At 72.3% G+C, this 16,669-nt stretch carries 16 protein-coding genes; 8 read left to right on the forward strand and 8 right to left on the reverse strand.

Annotation, left to right across the window (positions count from 1 at the left end):
* Positions 1-10: 10 nt before the first annotated feature.
* Positions 11-886 (reverse strand): zf-HC2 domain-containing protein, encoded by an 876-nt coding sequence (locus ACFY1S_RS00355; RefSeq protein ID WP_387114158.1) that lies wholly within the window; start codon positions 884-886, stop codon positions 11-13.
* A gap of 72 nt (positions 887-958) precedes the next feature.
* On the opposite strand from ACFY1S_RS00355, the gene ACFY1S_RS00360 reads away from it, so the two are divergent.
* The 7 genes from ACFY1S_RS00360 (at position 959) to ACFY1S_RS00390 (ending at position 10,652) form a co-directional block, all read left to right on the forward strand.
* The gene (locus tag ACFY1S_RS00360; protein ID WP_387111066.1) at positions 959-1,999 is read left to right on the forward strand and encodes a TRM11 family SAM-dependent methyltransferase; all 1,041 of its coding nucleotides are present in this window, start codon (positions 959-961) and stop codon (positions 1,997-1,999) included.
* A 507-nt stretch (positions 2,000-2,506) separates the two neighbouring features.
* On the forward strand, positions 2,507-2,596 hold the full coding sequence (gene kdpF / locus ACFY1S_RS00365) for a K(+)-transporting ATPase subunit F (protein ID WP_036390805.1): 90 nt from the start codon (positions 2,507-2,509) through the stop codon (positions 2,594-2,596).
* A complete protein-coding gene (kdpA, locus tag ACFY1S_RS00370) occupies positions 2,596-4,251 on the forward strand; it encodes a potassium-transporting ATPase subunit KdpA (RefSeq protein WP_387111069.1) in 1,656 nt (551 codons plus the stop codon). Before kdpF ends, kdpA begins: the two co-directional genes overlap by 1 nt.
* A gap of 20 nt (positions 4,252-4,271) precedes the next feature.
* Complete coding sequence (gene kdpB / locus ACFY1S_RS00375) at positions 4,272-6,467, forward strand: potassium-transporting ATPase subunit KdpB (protein ID WP_387111072.1); 2,196 nt, start codon at positions 4,272-4,274, stop codon at positions 6,465-6,467.
* A complete protein-coding gene (locus ACFY1S_RS00380; RefSeq protein WP_387111075.1) occupies positions 6,467-7,348 on the forward strand; it encodes a potassium-transporting ATPase subunit C in 882 nt (293 codons plus the stop codon). The genes kdpB and ACFY1S_RS00380 overlap by 1 nt, the downstream gene beginning before the upstream one ends.
* Before the next feature lie 74 nt (positions 7,349-7,422).
* Positions 7,423-9,975 (forward strand): DUF4118 domain-containing protein, encoded by a 2,553-nt coding sequence (locus ACFY1S_RS00385; RefSeq protein WP_387111078.1) that lies wholly within the window; start codon positions 7,423-7,425, stop codon positions 9,973-9,975.
* Complete coding sequence (locus tag ACFY1S_RS00390) at positions 9,972-10,652, forward strand: response regulator (protein WP_354816600.1); 681 nt, start codon at positions 9,972-9,974, stop codon at positions 10,650-10,652. Before ACFY1S_RS00385 ends, ACFY1S_RS00390 begins: the two co-directional genes overlap by 4 nt.
* A gap of 28 nt (positions 10,653-10,680) precedes the next feature.
* On the opposite strand, the gene ACFY1S_RS00395 is transcribed toward ACFY1S_RS00390, so the two are convergent.
* Positions 10,681-11,124 carry an SAV_915 family protein gene (locus ACFY1S_RS00395; RefSeq protein WP_387111082.1) on the reverse strand — a complete coding sequence of 148 codons (444 nt, stop codon included), beginning with the start codon at positions 11,122-11,124 and terminating at the stop codon, positions 10,681-10,683.
* Positions 11,121-11,516, reverse strand: a complete 396-nt coding sequence (locus ACFY1S_RS00400) for a hypothetical protein (RefSeq protein WP_387111085.1) — start codon at positions 11,514-11,516, stop codon at positions 11,121-11,123. The genes ACFY1S_RS00395 and ACFY1S_RS00400 overlap by 4 nt, the downstream gene beginning before the upstream one ends.
* 163 nt (positions 11,517-11,679) lie before the next feature.
* Between ACFY1S_RS00400 and ACFY1S_RS00405 the strand changes: the two genes are divergently transcribed.
* A complete protein-coding gene (locus ACFY1S_RS00405) occupies positions 11,680-12,435 on the forward strand; it encodes a dienelactone hydrolase family protein (RefSeq protein WP_387111088.1) in 756 nt (251 codons plus the stop codon).
* A 19-nt stretch (positions 12,436-12,454) separates the two neighbouring features.
* On the opposite strand, the gene ACFY1S_RS00410 is transcribed toward ACFY1S_RS00405, so the two are convergent.
* The 5 genes from ACFY1S_RS00410 to ACFY1S_RS00430 form a co-directional block, all read right to left on the reverse strand.
* Positions 12,455-12,994 carry a DUF421 domain-containing protein gene (locus tag ACFY1S_RS00410; protein WP_387111091.1) on the reverse strand — a complete coding sequence of 180 codons (540 nt, stop codon included), beginning with the start codon at positions 12,992-12,994 and terminating at the stop codon, positions 12,455-12,457.
* Between the two features lie 2 nt (positions 12,995-12,996).
* Positions 12,997-14,103, reverse strand: a complete 1,107-nt coding sequence (locus tag ACFY1S_RS00415) for an L-dopachrome tautomerase-related protein (protein WP_387111094.1) — start codon at positions 14,101-14,103, stop codon at positions 12,997-12,999.
* A 96-nt stretch (positions 14,104-14,199) separates the two neighbouring features.
* A complete protein-coding gene (locus ACFY1S_RS00420) occupies positions 14,200-15,084 on the reverse strand; it encodes an SMP-30/gluconolactonase/LRE family protein (protein ID WP_387111096.1) in 885 nt (294 codons plus the stop codon).
* Between the two features lie 22 nt (positions 15,085-15,106).
* A complete protein-coding gene (locus ACFY1S_RS00425; RefSeq protein WP_387111098.1) occupies positions 15,107-16,048 on the reverse strand; it encodes a sugar kinase in 942 nt (313 codons plus the stop codon).
* Positions 16,045-16,665: a bifunctional 4-hydroxy-2-oxoglutarate aldolase/2-dehydro-3-deoxy-phosphogluconate aldolase gene (locus ACFY1S_RS00430; RefSeq protein ID WP_387111101.1), complete on the reverse strand. Its 621-nt coding sequence runs from the start codon at positions 16,663-16,665 to the stop codon at positions 16,045-16,047. The genes ACFY1S_RS00425 and ACFY1S_RS00430 overlap by 4 nt, the downstream gene beginning before the upstream one ends.
* Between the last annotated feature and the right edge of the window lie 4 nt (positions 16,666-16,669).

The following is a 16,669-nucleotide window of genomic DNA, read 5'->3' on the forward strand; positions in this document are numbered from 1 at the left end:
TCGTACCCCCTCAGGCCGCCCGGCGGTCGCCGGCCTGACCGGCACGCGTGGCGTGACCGGCCCGCGCGGCGTGACCGGCCCGCGCGGCCGGGGCGGCGTGACGGTCGGCCGCCTGCGCCGGGTACGCCCCGGAGTGCACCACCCGCAGTGGCCGTTCGGACTCGTCCGCGCCGAACCGCCAGCGCGACGGCGTCGGCTGCCGCTGCGGCGCGGGCCCTCCGGGACGCAGACCGGGCCGGGACAGCAGCACGGTGATCAGGTAGCCGAACACCAGGAACCCGTGGCTGACCAGGCGCTCGCCACTCACCGAGCCGGTGGCGAGGTCGTTGACCGAGAGCAGCAGGAGCGTGCCGACGAACGCGCTGAGCATCGGCAGGAGACCCGCCGGAGGGCTGCGGCGTACCGCCACGAAGAGGAAGCCGGCGCCGACCGCCACGTTCCAGGCGGCCGACTCGTGCCACAGGTGCTGGCCGGACGCGTGCAGATGGTCGCCTGTCGCTCCCCGGCCCACCTGGGCCAGGCCGAGCACCAGCTGGACCGCCCCGAGCAGGCCGAGCGCCGCGCGCAGCCCGACGACAAGCCCGGCGCGGCCGGGCAGGCGGGGCCGCCAGCGCGACCCGCGGGCCGGCGGCGTGTCACAGGCGTCGGCGACCGCGTCGCCGCCAGCGGCGCTGCCACCGACGGCGGCCAGGATCGCGTCGGTCCGGTCTGGGACGTCGGTGACCACCCGGGTACGAACACGGCGGGTCACCGAGGCCGCCGCGCTGAACCAGGCCCGACACTCGGCGCACCCGTCGAGGTGCCCCTGCGCCGCCGTTCGCTCGGCGGCGGTCTCCTCCCCGTCCAACTGCGCGGACAGGACCTCCCGCCACTGCTCACACCCCATGTACCGGTAGTCGCTCCGGATGCCGCTCCGGTTCCCGGCCACCGGGACGCATTGTGGAATACTCGCCGGACCATGACGCGCTACGGCCTGCTGATCCTGCCCGCCACCAACCGGGTGTACGCCCGCTCCGCCATCGACCTGACCCGGGCCGAGTTGGAGATCTTCGGCGGCTCGGCGCTCGACGGCCGGCTCGGAGAGCTGGACACCGAGGTGGTCGGTGGGGCCTCCTACGTCACCTTCACCGGTGACGGGTTGACCGAGCATGACCTCGCCGTCCTGGGCAATCTCTCCGCCGGGTACGCGCTGTTCGAGATCGTCGGCGAGCTGCTGCGCCCGGTCGAGTGGAGCCGGCTGGACCGGTACGACGACGACCTGCTCACCATCCAGAAGTACCCGGGCAAGACCAATGAGCAGTTCACCAAGCTGCTGCTCAACGTCACGCTGCTCGCCTCGGACTGGGCCGGCGAGCTGACCAGCCGGCGGTTCCGGGTGCTCGACCCGCTGTGCGGTCGCGGCACCACCCTCAACCAGGCGCTGATGTACGGCTTCGACGCGGCCGGGATCGAGCGCGACCAGAAGGACGTCGAGGCGTACCGCGCGTTCGTCACGACCTGGCTGAAGCAGAAGCGGATCAAGCACCGGGTGCTGGAGTCGGGGCCGGTGCGCCGGGAGCGCAAGGTGGTCGGCCGCCGGGTGCGCATCGAGCTGGCGCCGACCCGCGAGGAGCACAAGGCGGGCCGTACGCAGTTGCTCGACGTCGTCAACGCCGACACCACCCGCTCGGCGGAGTTCTTCCGCCCCGAGACCGTCGACCTGGTGGTCGCCGACGCGCCGTACGGCGTACAGCACGGCAGCCGTACCGCTGACCAGGGTCTGACGCGTGACCCGCTGGCGCTGCTCGCGGACGCCGCGCCGGTCTGGGCCCGGTTGTTGCGCCCGGGCGGGGCGCTGGGCATCTCGTGGAACACCCACGTCGCCAGCCGCGACGACGCGGCGGCAGCACTTGCCGACGCCGGCCTGACAGTGGTGGACGACGAGCCCTACCGCGCGCTGCGGCACCGGGTCGACCAGTCGATCATGCGAGACGTGCTGGTGGCCCGCCGCCCGGCCTGACCCGGCCCGCACCTCCCGCACCGAGCCGCCGCCAGCACCTCCCGCCGCCAGCACCTCCCACCGCCAGCACCTCCCACCGCCAGCACCTCCCGCCGCCCGCGCCGAGCCGCCGCCCGCGCCGGGTCACGCACGGTCTCTCCGCGTCCTTTGCTCTGCTTCAACCAGCGCAACGGTTAGGACGCCCATTTGTTGCGTCTGTTGAAGCAGAGCAAAGGACGCACAACTGACCCTGCAGCCCTGGTCAACCGTGCGGTCTGTGCCGCATTTCACCTGATCAGGCGCGCGTGTGAAAACCGCATCAAGAAATGGTTCGGCGCCGTCACGGTCGCGTTATGACCCGTGCCATCCGGCGTGTACTCGGGCTTTGCTTGCCCGGCGCGCGACCGGAAGGCGGTCGCGACGAACCTTTCCGGTAAGAGGAGTCAGCGTGTCTGACGTGGTGTTCGTGGTCCTCACGGTGGCGCTGTTCGCAGTGCTCGCCCTGGTGGTCCGGGCGGTGGAGAAGCTGTGAACGCGGTAAACGCCGTCGGTCTGGTGCTCGCGATCGTCCTGGGCGCGTTCCTGGTGTTCGCCCTGTTGTTCCCGGAGCGCTTCTGATGACCATGACAACAGCGGGCGTCATCTTCGTGCTGACGCTGGTGGCGGCCCTGGTCGCTGTCTACAAGCCGTTCGGCGACTACATGTTCCGGGCGGTCACCGGAACCAGGCAGTCGCGGGGCGAGCGGGTGATCTTCCGCCTGGTCGGGGTCAACCCGGCCGCCGAGCAGACCTGGGGCGTGTACGCCCGCAGCGTGCTGGCGTTCTCCGCGGTCTCGATCCTGTTCCTGTACCTGTTCCAGCGGGTGCAGAACCACCTGTGGTTGTCGCTGGGGTTCGACCCGGTGGTGCCGCACGGGGCGTGGAACACGGCAGTGTCGTTCGTGACGAACACGAACTGGCAGTCGTACTCGGGTGAGTCGACCATGGGTCACCTGGTGCAGATGGCCGGCCTGGCCGTGCAGAACTTCGTCTCGGCGGCGGTCGGCATCGCGGTGGCTGTCGCGCTGGTGCGCGGCTTCGCCCGCAGCCGCACCGGCCAGCTCGGCAACTTCTGGGTCGACCTGACCCGGATCACGTTGCGGATCCTGCTGCCGATCGCGGTGCTCGGCGCCATCGCGCTGATGATCGGCGGGGTGGTGCAGAACCTCTCCGCCGGCACCGACGTGAGCACGCTGACCGGCGGCACCCAGACCATCACCGGTGGTCCGGTCGCCAGCCAGGAAGTGATCAAGGAGCTCGGCACCAACGGGGGCGGCTTCTACAACGTCAACAGCGCGCACCCGTTCGAGAACCCCACAGCCTGGACGAACTGGCTGCAGATCTTCTTGATCTTCCTGATTCCGTTCAGCCTGCCCCGGGTCTTCGGCCGGATGGTCGGGCAGAACCGGCAGGGCTACGCCATCGCCGCCGTGATGGGCATCCTCGCGTTCCTCAGCGTCGCCATCACCAACGTCTTCGAGCTGGCCGGCCACGGCACGGTGCCGCAGGCGGTCGGTGCGGCGATGGAGGGCAAGGAGGTGCGGTTCGACGTGTCGAACTCGGCCACCTTCGCCGCCGCCACCACGCTCACCTCGACAGGTGCGGTGAACTCGTTCCACGACTCGTTCACCTCGCTCGGCGGCATGATGACCATGGTCAACATGATGCTCGGCGAGGTCGCGCCCGGCGGCACCGGTTCCGGGCTGTACGGCCTGCTCATCCTCGCGGTGATCACGGTCTTCGTGGCCGGGCTGATGGTGGGCCGCACCCCGGAGTACCTGGGCAAGAAGATCGGGTCGCGCGAGATCAAGTTCGCCTCGCTCTACTTCCTCATCACGCCGATCCTGGTGCTCGTCGGTACGGCGGCGGCGTTCGCCACCGGCAACAACTCGACAGCGCTCAACGTCGGCCCGCACGGCCTCTCCGAGGTGCTCTATGCGTTCACCTCGGCCAGCAACAACAACGGCTCCGCGTTCGGCGGCATCACCGTCAACACCACCTGGTGGGACACCGCGCTGGGGTTGTGCATGCTGCTGGGCCGGTTCCTGCCGCTCATCTTCGTGCTCGCGTTGGCCGGCTCGCTGGCCCGCCAGGCACCCACCCCCGCGTCCGAGGGCACCCTGCCGACCCACCGACCGCTGTTCATCGGCATGGTCGTCGGCGTCACGGTGGTCCTCGTCGCGCTGACCTTCCTGCCCGCGCTCGCGCTCGGCCCGCTGGCAGAGGGGCTCTGACCACCATGAGGAACGAGGACATGTCCGTCACGTCCGCCCCGACAGAGCAACTCCCCGGCACGCCCGCCACCCAGGGCAACCGGGTCGGCGGGGGCCTGCTCGACCCCCAGCAGCTCATCCGGTCCCTGCCGGACGCGCTGCGCAAACTCAACCCGACCACGCTGTGGCGCAACCCGGTGATGCTGATCGTGGAGGTCGGCGCTGCCTTCACCACGGTCCTGGCGGTGACCGACCCGTCGGTGTTCGCCTGGGCGATCACCGTCTGGCTCTGGCTCACAGTGCTCTTCGCCAACCTGGCCGAGGCGGTCGCCGAGGGCCGGGGCAAGGCCCAGGCCGCCGCGCTGCGGCAGGCCAAGCAGGACACCATCGCCACCCGGCTGATCGACTGGAAGCCGGGCGCCCGCGCGAACACCTACCGAGACGAGGCGGTGCCCGCGCCGCAACTGCGCCAGGGCGACATCGTGCTCGTCGAGGCAGGCGGCATCATCCCGGGCGACGGCGACATCGTCGAGGGCATCGCCAGTGTCGACGAGTCGGCGATCACCGGCGAGTCGGCCCCGGTCATCAGGGAGTCCGGCGGTGACCGCAGCGCGGTCACCGGTGGCACCAGGGTGCTCTCCGACCGGATCATCGTGAAGATCACCCAGAAGCCGGGGGAGAGCTTCATCGACCGGATGATCGCCCTGGTCGAGGGCGCCAACCGGCAGAAGACACCTAACGAGATCGCGCTGAACATCCTGCTCGCCGCACTCACGATCATCTTCCTGCTGGCTGTGGTCACCCTTCAGCCGCTGGCGATCTTCTCCAAGGCGTACCAGGCGGCCGCGCCGGACAGCGGGGCGATCACCGGTTCCGGTGTCACAGGTGTCGTGCTGGTCTCGCTGCTGGTCTGCCTCATCCCCACCACCATCGGCGCGTTGCTTTCGGCAATCGGCATCGCCGGCATGGACCGCCTGGTCCAGCGCAACGTCCTGGCCATGAGCGGCCGGGCCGTCGAAGCGGCCGGCGACGTCAACACCCTGCTGCTGGACAAGACCGGCACCATCACGCTGGGAAACCGGCAGGCCGCCGAGTTCGTACCGGTCGAGGGGGTCGACGCCGCGACGGTGGCCGACGCCGCGCAGCTGTCCAGCCTGGCCGACGAGACCCCGGAGGGGCGTTCGGTGGTGGTGCTGGCGAAGAACGAGTTCGGGCTGCGCGAACGCGAACCCGGGGTGATGCCGCACGCCACCTTCGTGCCGTTCACCGCGCAGACCCGGATGAGCGGCGTCGACCTGACCCCGGACGCCAGCGTGGACGGCGGCGCGGTGGGCACGGCCCGCCGGGTCCGCAAGGGCGCCGCCGCCGCGGTGATGAAGTGGGTACGGGAGAACGGCGGCCACCCCACCGAGCAGGTCGGCGAGATCGTGGACGCGATAAGCGGCACCGGCGGCACCCCGCTCGTCGTCGCCGAGCACGTCGACGGTGAGCCAGCCCGAGCGTTGGGCGTCATCCACCTCAAGGACGTCGTCAAGTCCGGCATGCGGGAGCGGTTCGACGAGATGCGCCGGATGGGCATCCGCACCGTGATGATCACCGGCGACAACCCGCGTACCGCGAATGCCATCGCCGACGAGGCCGGCGTGGACGACTTCCTGGCCGAGGCGACGCCTGAGGACAAGCTCGCGCTGATCAAGCGGGAGCAGGAGGGCGGCCGGCTGGTCGCGATGACAGGTGACGGCACGAACGACGCGCCGGCGCTCGCCCAGGCCGACGTCGGGGTGGCGATGAACACCGGCACGTCGGCCGCCAAGGAGGCCGGCAACATGGTCGACCTCGACTCCGACCCGACCAAGCTGATCGAGATCGTGGAGATCGGCAAGCAGTTGCTGATCACCCGCGGTGCCCTGACCACGTTCAGCATCTCCAACGACATCGCGAAGTACTTCGCGATCATCCCGGCCATGTTCGCCGGCCTCTACCCGAGCCTGGACGCGCTGAACATCATGCGGCTGGCCAGCCCGGAGTCGGCGATCCTGTCCGCCGTCATCTTCAACGCCCTGGTGATCATCGCGCTGATCCCGCTCGCCCTGCGCGGCGTGCGGTACCGGCCGGCCGCCGCGTCGAAGCTGCTCAGCCGCAACCTGCTGGTGTACGGACTGGGCGGCATCATCGTGCCGTTCATCGGGATCAAGCTCATCGACCTGCTCATCCAGTTCATCCCGGGGATTTCGTGATGCGCCTACCCACCTGGATCGCCCAACACCTCGCCGCACTGCGCGCCGTGCTCGTCTTCACGGTGCTGCTCGGCCTGGTCTACCCGCTGGCCCTGGTAGCGGTCGGTCAGCTGCCCGGCCTCAACCACAAGGCCGACGGCTCGCTTGTCACCTCGGGCGGTACGACTGTCGGCAGCACCCTGATCGGCCAGTCCTTCACCGACGCGGACGGCAACCCGATCCCGCGCTACTTCCAGTCCCGTCCGTGGGCGGCCGGCGACGGCTACGATCCGACGTCCACCTCGGCCAGCAACCTGGGCCCGGAGAGCGTCGTCGACACCATCGCCACCGACCCGGAGGAGTCCAGCGAGAGCCTGCTCACCCAGGTGTGCGCCCGTAGCAGGGAGGCCGGCGAACTCAACGGCGTCGACGGCAGCCGCCCGTACTGCACCGACGACGGCGTGGGCGCCGTGCTCGCCGTGTTCCGCACCGGCGGTCTGACCGGCCCGGTCACCCGGGTGGTAAGCGTCAACCAGACCGCCCCGGCCACCCCGTTCGTCGCGTCGTACCAAGGGGTGCCGGTGGAGCTGGCCCAGCCGGGCGAGGACTACGTGGCGGCCGGCGGGGTGGTCACCCCGATCCGGGGCGACGCGCCGGCCGACCCGGCGGTACCCGCCGACGCGGTCACGGCCAGCGGCAGCGGCCTCGACCCGCAGATCAGCCTGGCGTACGCCGAGTTGCAGGTGAACCGGGTCGCGCGCGAGCGTGGCGCGGACCCGGCAGCGGTCCGCAAGCTCGTCGAGGAGCACACCGGCGGACGGGCACTTGGCTTCATGGGTGAGCCCGGCGTCAACGTGCTGGAACTCAACCTCGCACTCGACAAGCAGTTCGCGGCGCGCTGAGCATCATCGCGGGAGCGGGGCCGTGCCGACCGGCACGGCCCCGCCCGCCGATCTGACCAGGGAGGATGGAACCCGTGCCACGCGGCGAACTGCGCATCTATCTCGGGGCGGCCCCCGGTGTCGGCAAGACGTACGCCATGTTGGAGGAGGCCCAGCGGCGGGCTGCGCGCGGCACCGACGTGGTGATCGGTTTCGTGGAGACCCACGGCCGTCAGCAGACCGCCGCGATGCTCGGCGACCTGGAGGAGGTGCCCCGTCGGGCGATGACCTACCGCGGCGCCGAGTTCACCGAGATGGACCTGGACGCGGTGCTGGCCCGCCGGCCGGAGGTCGCCGTGGTCGACGAGTTGGCGCACACGAACGTGCCCGGTTCCCGGCACGACAAGCGCTGGCAGGACGTCCAGGAGCTGCTCGACGCGGGGATCGACGTCCTGTCCACGGTCAACGTGCAGCATCTGGAGTCGGTGAACGACGTCGTCGCGCAGATCACCGGGACGACCCAGCGGGAGACCGTGCCGGACGAGATCGTCCGCGCCGCCGAGCAGGTGGAACTCGTCGACATGACCCCGGAGGCGCTGCGCCGCCGGATGGCACACGGCAACATCTACCGCCCCGACAAGATCGACGCCGCGCTCGGCAACTACTTCCGGGTCGGCAACCTCACCGCCCTGCGTGAACTGGCGCTGCTCTGGCTGGCCGACAAGGTCGACGAGCAGCTCGACAGATACCGCAGCCAGCAGGGCATCGCCGCCACCTGGGAGGCCCGGGAACGCGTCGTCGTGGCCCTGACCGGTGGGCCGGAGGGCGAGACGCTGATCAGGCGGGCGGCCCGGGTCGCGGCCCGCAGCAAGGGCGCCGACCTGCTCGCCGTGCACGTGGCCCGCAGCGACGGCCTGGCCGGCGTCGACCCGGCCCAACTCGCCCGCCAGCGGGTGCTCGTGGAGAGCCTGGGTGGCACGTACCACCAGGTGCTCGGCACCGACGTGCCGGCGGCGCTGCTGGACTTCGCCCAGGGCGTGAACGCCACCCAGCTGGTGCTCGGCGCCAGCCGGCGGGGCCGCCTCGCGCAGATCTTCGCCAGGGGAGTCGGGGTGACCACCACCGCGCTGTCCGGCTCGATCGACGTGCACCTGGTCACCCACAAACAGGCCGGCAAGGGCCGCCGGGCGGCGGCCGTACCGGCCGCGCTGTCCCGACGTCGGCGGCTGCTCGGCTTCGGCCTCGCGGTGCTGGGCATGCCGCTGCTCACACTGCTGCTCAGGACCCTGCCTGACCTGACGCTCACCAACGACATCCTGCTGTTCCTCGCCGGAGTCGTCGGGGTCGCGCTTGTCGGCGGGGTGTGGCCGGCCCTGGTCGCCGCGCTCGGCGGAAGCCTGCTGCTCAACTGGTTCTTCACCCCGCCGTACCGGACGCTCACCATCGCCGAGGCCGACAACCTGCTCGCGCTTGCCGTCTTCGTCGGCGTGGCCCTCGCGGTGAGCTGGATCGTCGACGTGGCCGCCCGACGTACCCGGGAGGCAGCGCGGGCCGCCGCCGACGCGCAGACCCTCGCCGCCGTCGCCGGTGGCGTCCTGCGCGGCGAACGTCCGCTACCGGCCCTGCTGGACCAGCTCCGGGAGACGTTCGGGCTGCGCGCGGTGAGTGTGCTGGAGCTGGCCGAGGAGGCCGGGGGTCGCCCGGAGCGGGCACGCGAGGAGCACGCCTGGTGCGTCGTGGCAAGCGTCGGCGACCAGCCGGCCTGCACACCCGACGGCGGTGAGACGGCGGTACCCGTCGACGACCGGATCACAGTCGTGCTCAGCGGTCGACGGCTGGAGGCCGCCGACCGGCGGATCGTCGAGGCGTTCGCCGCTCAGGCCGCAGTCGCGCTGCGCCAGGAACGCCTCGCCGAGGAGGCCGCCACCGCCCGGCCCCTCGCGGCGGCGGACCGGATGCGCACCGCGCTGCTCGCCGCGGTCAGCCACGACCTGCGTACGCCACTGGCGTCGGCGAAGGCGGCGGTGACCAGCCTGCGCAGTCACGACATCGAGTTCGACGAGTCCGACCGCGAGGAGTTGCTGGAGACCGCCGAGGAGTCGCTGGACCGGCTCGCCCGGCTGGTCGGCAACCTGCTCGACATGAGCCGGCTCCAGGCGGGCGTCCTGGGCATCTCGGCGACGGCCATCGGCCTGGAGGACGCCGTACCCCTGGCGCTTGACGAACTTGGCCCGGCGGCCGCGACCGTCGCCACCGACATCCCGGCCGACCTGCCGGCCGCCACCGCCGATCCGGGCCTGCTGGAACGGGTGCTCGTCAACATCGTGGCAAACGCGCTGCGCTACAGCCCGCCCGACCAGCCACCGACGATCACCGCAAGCGCCCACGCCGGCCAGGTGGAGCTGCGCGTCATCGACCGGGGGCCGGGCATTCCGGAGGAGCAGTGGGAGCACGTCTTCCTGCCGTTCCAACGCCTCGGCGACCGGGACAACCAGACAGGTGTCGGTCTCGGGCTCGCCCTGTCCCGAGGGCTGGCCGAGGCGATGGGTGGCAGCATCACCCCGGAGACCACGCCCGGCGGTGGGCTCACCATGGTGCTGCGGCTGCCCGCTGCCGCGCAGACCAGCTCGGAGGGGCCGCAGGAATGACGCGCATCCTGGTCGTCGACGACGAACCGCAGATCCTGCGCGCCCTGCGGATCAACCTGCGTGCCCGCCGGTACGACGTGGAGGTCGCGGCGACAGGTGCCGCCGCGTTGAAGGCCGCCGCGAGCCACCCACCGGACCTGGTGGTGCTGGACCTCGGTCTGCCCGACATCGACGGGGTGGAGGTGATCCGGGGCCTGCGCGGCTGGACGACCGTGCCGATCATCGTGCTGTCCGGCCGGGCCGGCAGCGAGGACAAGGTGGCCGCGCTCGACGCCGGTGCGGACGACTACGTCACGAAGCCGTTCGGGGTGGAGGAACTGCTGGCCCGCATCCGCGCCGTCACCCGGCGGCTCGGCGCGCCAAGCGAGGCCGTGCCCGCACTGCGGATCGGCCGGCACACAGTCGACCTGGCCGACCACCGGGTGCTGCGCGACGACGGCGCCGAGGTCAAGCTGACCCCCACCCAGTGGAGTGTGCTGGAGAAACTGCTGCGGCACCCCGGCAAGCTGGTCAGCCAGCGCCAGCTCCTGCAGGACGTGTGGGGGCCGGAGTACCAGAACGAGACCAACTACCTGCGGCAGTACCTGGCGCAACTGCGGCGAAAGCTGGAGGACGACCCGGCCCGCCCCCGGCACCTCATCACCGAGCCGGGAATGGGCTACCGCTACCGCCCCTGAGCCCGTCAGTCCGGGGGCCCCTGGGCACCTACCCGTTCACTGCGGGGGCCGACGGGAGCGTGCTGATCCGTACCGGGGACGCCGGCGGCCACGTGATCGTCGACGCGGCGCGCGTCGTCCGCGCCTGAGCGACGCGGAGCGCCGGGTCGAGCGGCGGTGCCACCAGCAGCGGGTCGACCTGGATCACGTCGATGCCGAGGGGGCGGAGCATGCCGCGTAACGCGGACTCGCACAGCTCCTCCCACCGCTGGTCCGCGCCCATCGCGGCGACCAGCAGGTCCGCTCGGGTGAAGGCGATGCCCACCCGCTGGCCCTGCGGCGAACGGCCGGTCCGCAGCGTCCGCACCAGCCGTCCCGGGATGTCGCGCACCGGAACGGCGTAGATGATCGGGGCCTCGCCCACCGTCGGGTCGGTCCTCTCCGCTCGTGCCGCCCGTGCGGCGGTCATCGGCTGGCGGGTCGTGCGGCTCATGCGGCGGGCTCCGCCCACGCCCGGGTGCCGGTGCGTGCCGTGTCCAGATCGAATGCGCGGAGGATGTGGTTCGCCACCACCACCTCCACGCCGGCGCGACGGCGCAGATCCGCCACCGCGCGGTGCAGCACGGTGATGCTGTCGGCGGAGAGTCGCACCACGGCGTCGACGTCGGCGGCGATCCACCACGCGGCGACGGCGCACGGCTCGTGCCGCAGGTACTCCACCAGGTGGCTGCCCGGCGCGGACGGGCCGAGCCGGACGCTGACCAGCGCCTCGTGCCGCCGTTCCGGCCCGGCCGGGCCGGTGACGGGCTCGTCCCGGCCGCCGTCCGGTTCGTCGCCGGTCGGAAGGTTCCCGCGTTCCCAGCGCGTCATCCGCCAAGGACTCATGGACCCATCGTCGCCAGCGGGCGGCGGCGCTGCGCCTGTCGATACGCCGTTTCGACGGGCCACTGCGAATTCTTGACGCCCCGTTCACACTGCTGCCGACCGGGCACACGGGCACGGCGGGTAACGTGCCAGACGGACCAAGATCGGCGTACGAGGAGGCTCGGTGCAGACGACGACTGTGGACATCCCGACCAGCGACGGAGCGGCGGACGCGTGCCTCACCCGGCCCGACGGCGACGGCCCGTTCCCGGCGGTGCTGCTGTTCATGGACGCCTTCGGGCCCCGACCCCGCCTCGTGGAGATGGCCGAGCGGATCGCCGCCCAGGGCTACCTGGTGCTGACGCCCCACCTGTTCTACCGGGCCGGCCGGGCACCCCTGTTCGACCTGTCCCGCCTCGGTGACGCCGACCAGCGCGGCGCGATCTTCCAGAAGATCATGCCTCTGGTCGGCGCGTTGACCCCCGAGGTGATCAGCCGGGACACCGCCGCGTTCCTGGACTTCCTGGCCGCCCGCGACGACGTCCGGCCGGGCCCGGTCGCGATCACGGGCTACTGCATGGGTGGCACGAACGGGCTGCGGGCCATCGAGGCGCACCCGGACCGCATCGCCGCGGTGGCGAGCTTCCACGGCGGCCGGATCGTCACCGACGCGCCGGACAGCCCGCACCTGGGCGTCGGCTCGATCACCGGCGAGCTGTACTTCGGCCACGCCGACGCCGACCAGTCGATGACGCCCGAGCAGATCGCCACGCTGGAGAAGGCGCTCGACGCCGCGGGTGTGCGCTACCGCTCCGAGGTGTACGCGGGCGCCCACCACGGCTACACCATGTCCGACACCCCGGCCTACGACGAGCAGGCCACCGAGCGTCACTGGGTGGCGCTGTTCGACCTGCTGGGCCGCGCCCTGCCGGTCGACTGACACCGACCCAGGCCGCCCGTCAGCCGAGGTGGCCGGGGTCGTCCAGGTCGTCCCGAGGGCGGCCGGGCGTACGGGTGGTGACGCTGAAGGCGCCGTCGGACTCCATCCGCACCTCGCGGACCCCCGCGAGGTCGGCGATGCCCTGCTTGCGGAGCAGGGTGTGCAGTTCCTCGTTCGTGATCAGCTCCCGGCGCATGTTGCGGCGCAGGATCTGCCCGTCCCGCACCAGCACCAGCGACCCGGGCCGGATCAGTCGGGCCGCGGCCTGCCAGCGGTAGGCGATCGCGTTGAGCAGGTACGACCAACCGACGATCACCCCGACCAGCAGCACGCCGTCGGTGATCGAGTTGTAGCCGCCGGACATGCCGTTCTGGGCGGCGTCCGCGAGCAGCACGATGACCAGCAGGTCGGTGACGCCTGTGGTGCCGCTCTCCCGCTTGAGGATGACCCGCAGCAGCGTGAAGAGCGCCAGGTACATGACGCTGCCCCGGACCACGATCTCCAGCAGCGGCGTGTCCGGGACGAACAGGGCTGTCCAGTCGGCCGCCCGACCGGCCATGCCTACCGGTCCCGCAGCAGCACCGGTCCGGCGTCGATGCGGGTGCGGAACAGCGCGTACGGGCGGCGCCGCAGGTCCTGGCCCCGCTGGTACTGCGCCTGCCGGTGCAGCTGGTTGGCGGTGACGTAGAGGTACCCGTCGGTCGCCACCGACATGGTGTCCGGCCAGAGCAGTCGCGGGTCGTGCACCAGGGTCTCGTACCCGCCGTCCGGCAGTCGCCGCAGCACCGCGTTGTGCTCGTACGAGGTGAGGTAGAGCCGCCCCGCGTCGTCGCTCTCCAACCCGTCCGAGGCGGTGCCCTTGTCGCCCTCGTCGACCACCGTCGCGGCGACCGCCTCCTGGGTGGCCGCCGGGTCGGCCAGCGCCTCGGCGGAGACGCTGTACCAGTGCCGGGACGCCAGCGGGCAGTAGTACAGCCGGCTGCCGTCGGCCGAGATGGCGATGCCGTCGGAGCCCATGGAGACCGGCTTCGGTGGCCCGTCCGCGGGGCGTTCGAGGAACGGGCGGCTCTCGACCACCGGGCGGAACGTCGTCAGCGGCTCCGCCTTGGTCGACGGGTGGTCGTGCAGCCGCCGCCAGGAGGCCCCGCTGGCCAGGTCCACCACGATGATCCCGTTCGGTCCGGCGTTCGCCGAGTCGGTGATGTACGCGACCCCCGACTCGCCGCGCCGCAGGTCGAAGCGGACGTCGTTGAGGTACGTGGTCGGCAGCGCCACGTCCGGCGGGAAGGTGATCACCTGGGCGACCGTGTCGGTGTCCAGGTCGACCCGGACCAGCTTCGGGCCGCCCGGCTTCGTCGGCTGGAACATCGGGCTGCCGGTGTCCAGCACCCAGAGCCGGTCCGCCGGGTCGACCACGATGCTCTGCACCGACACGAACGCGCCCGCGTCGTCGTCACCCGACGGGTCGTTCCACGCCTGGTCGGGGAAGGGCACCTCCCGGCCGTCGCGCAGCTCGACGACAGTGGCCGGCACCTCGTCGCCCCACTTGGGGAAGTTGACGAAGATCCGACCGGAGTGCGAGACGCTCACCCCGGTCGGCATCGGGCCGGTGAATGTGTGCACCAGCTCCAGCTCGCCTACCGGCTCGTCGCCTACCGGCCCGTTCATGACGCCCGTCCCACGGTGCTCATCGTCCCGCCCCCTGCCGGTCGGCTGCCGTCCCTGGGCGGACTATTCCCGCCCCGACGTCCGATATGCCTCCGGTCAGCTCGCGTCGGGTGCGGTGGCGTACGCGGCGGGCAGGCCGGGGACCTCGACGTCCACGGCGAGCAGCGCGCCGTCCGCCTCGCCCGGGGCGTCCAGGCCCACTCGGGCGGTGCCGATGAAGAGTCGGCGCAGGTCGGGGCCGCCGAGGCAGATGCCGGCCGGCTGGGTGGCAGGTAGCCGGATCTCCCGGTCGAGGGTGCCGTCGGGCCGGTAGCGGCGTACCGCCGAGCCACCCCACAGCGCGACCCACAGGTGACCCGCCGCGTCGACAGTCATTCCGTCGGGGCCGCCGTCGCCCGGGGAGAGCCGCACGAACGGTTCCCGCCCGTGCAGTGTGCCGGTGGCGGGGTCGACGGTGAACCTGTCGATCTCGCCGCGTGGTGTGTCGGCCAGGTACATGGTGGTGCCGGGGGCGTCGAACGCCGGCCCGTTCGGGATGGTCAGCCCGGTCACCGCGGGCACCGGCTCGGCGCCCGGGGTCAACCGGTACAGCGTGCCTCCGCCGGGCACCGCGGCGTACGTCATGCTGCCGGCCCAGAAGTGGCCGTGCCTGTCGGCGACCGCGTCGTTCATCCGGGTCGGCTCGGGCGCGTCACCGACGAGGTCGGCGACCGGTCGGGGGTCGCCGGCGGCGGGCAGCACCGTGACGCCGGTCCCGGCGGCGGCCAGCCATTCGCCCGGGCGGTCGGCCACCGGGGCGACGGCGCCGAGCGGGACGTCGAGGCGGCGCAGCTCGCGCAGTGTGCCGGGGGCGTCGCCGCCGGTCTCCAGCAGGCGCCCGGCGAGCAGGTCGACCAGGACCAGCCTGTCGTCGACCCAGCGCAGCCCTTCGCCCAGCTCAAGCCTGTCGGTGCTCCAGACGGTCGGCTCGGTCAGCTCCATGGTGCTCCTTAAAAGGGGATCGTCAGCGGACCGTACCGCCGGGGCCGTGGTCGAGCAGCCCCAGTTCCGCACGGTCGGGCAGGCCCTCCCAGTCGCCCCTCGTGGCGACCGCGAACGCGCCTGTGGTGACCGCGCGGTCCAGTCGTGCCGGGCCGTCGAGGCCGTCCAACCAGCCGGAGAGCAGGCCGGCCACGAACGCGTCACCGGCGCCGACGGTATCCACCACGGGCACCGTCCGGGCCGGCCGGTGCACCGCGCCGGTCCCGCTGTGGCTGGTCGCCCCGTCGGCGCCGTGCTTCACGACGACCTCGCGGACGCCTGCCGAGAGCAGCGCCGCCACCGGGTCGGCGGCGTCGGTGAGCACGGCGAGTTCGTCGTCGGAGGCGACGACCAGGTCGATCGAGGGCAGCAGCGGTCGTAGCGCGGCGGCGGCCTCGGTGACCGACCAGAGCCGACTGCGGTGGTTGACGTCCAGACAGACGGTGCCGCCGGCCGCCCGGGCACGCCGCACGGCCTGCGCCACCGCCGCGTACGGCTCGGCGCCAAGCGCGCAGGTGATGCCCGTGACGTGCAGCAGCCGGGGTGGCGCGTCGAGCGCGTCGAAGGCGTGGGTGACGTCGGATGGGCGCAGCCGGGAGCCTGCGGAGCCGGCGCGGTGGTAGGTGACCCGGTTGATGTCGGCGACCCGGGCCTCGAAGAGGATCAGCCCCGTGGGCGCGGCCGGGTCGACCCGGGCCCAGGTCAGGTCGACGCCCTCGGCGCGCAGCGTACGACGGACCAGCTCGCCGGGCTCGTCCGCGCCTGTCACTCCGACCCAGGCCGCCCGGTGGCCGAGCCGGGCCAGGCCGATGGCCACAGTCGACTCGGACCCGGCGACGGAGATCCCGGCGGTGCCGCCCAGCCGCAGCGGCCCGGTGGTGCGGAAGGCAGCCATCGTCTCGCCGAGGGTGAGCAGGTCGGTCACTGCCGTACCGCCGCGCGGAAGGCCGCGGCGCGCTCGCGCAGCGCCGCCTGGTCGCCGCCGCGGACGGCGTCGCCGAGCAGCGGGGAACCGACGCCCACCGCCACCGCCCCCCGATCCAGGTAGCGCCGCGCGCCGTCCGCGTCGACCCCGCCGACCGGCACGAAGGCGGTGCCGGGGAACGGGTCGCGCAGCGCGCCGAGGTAGCCGGGGCCGCCGAGGGAGGCCGGGAAGAGCTTGACGGCGGCGGCCCCACCGCTTGTCGCCTGCACCACCTCGGTGGGGGTGAGCGCGCCGGCGAGCACCGGCAGCCCGAGACGGCCGCCCTCGGCGAGGCTCGGCGCGAGCGCCGGGGTGACCAGGAATCCGGCGCCCGCGTCGGCCGCCGCCCGCGCGTCCTCGGCGCTGAGCACGGTGCCGGCGCCCAGGGCGTAGTCGGCTCCGAGGGCCGCCCGGGCGCGCCGGATGACGCCGAGCGCGTCGGCGCTGGTCAGGGAGACCTCGACAAGGGCCACGCCGCTCTCGGCGAGGGCGAGCACGGCGGTCAGGGCGGCGGCCGGGTCGGGGCCGCGCACGATGGCAAGCAGTCGATGGGTACGCAGCTCGTCGAGCAGGTTCATCCGG

Source organism: Micromonospora sp. NPDC000663, assembly GCF_042898105.1.
Lineage (GTDB): Bacteria > Actinomycetota > Actinomycetes > Mycobacteriales > Micromonosporaceae > Micromonospora.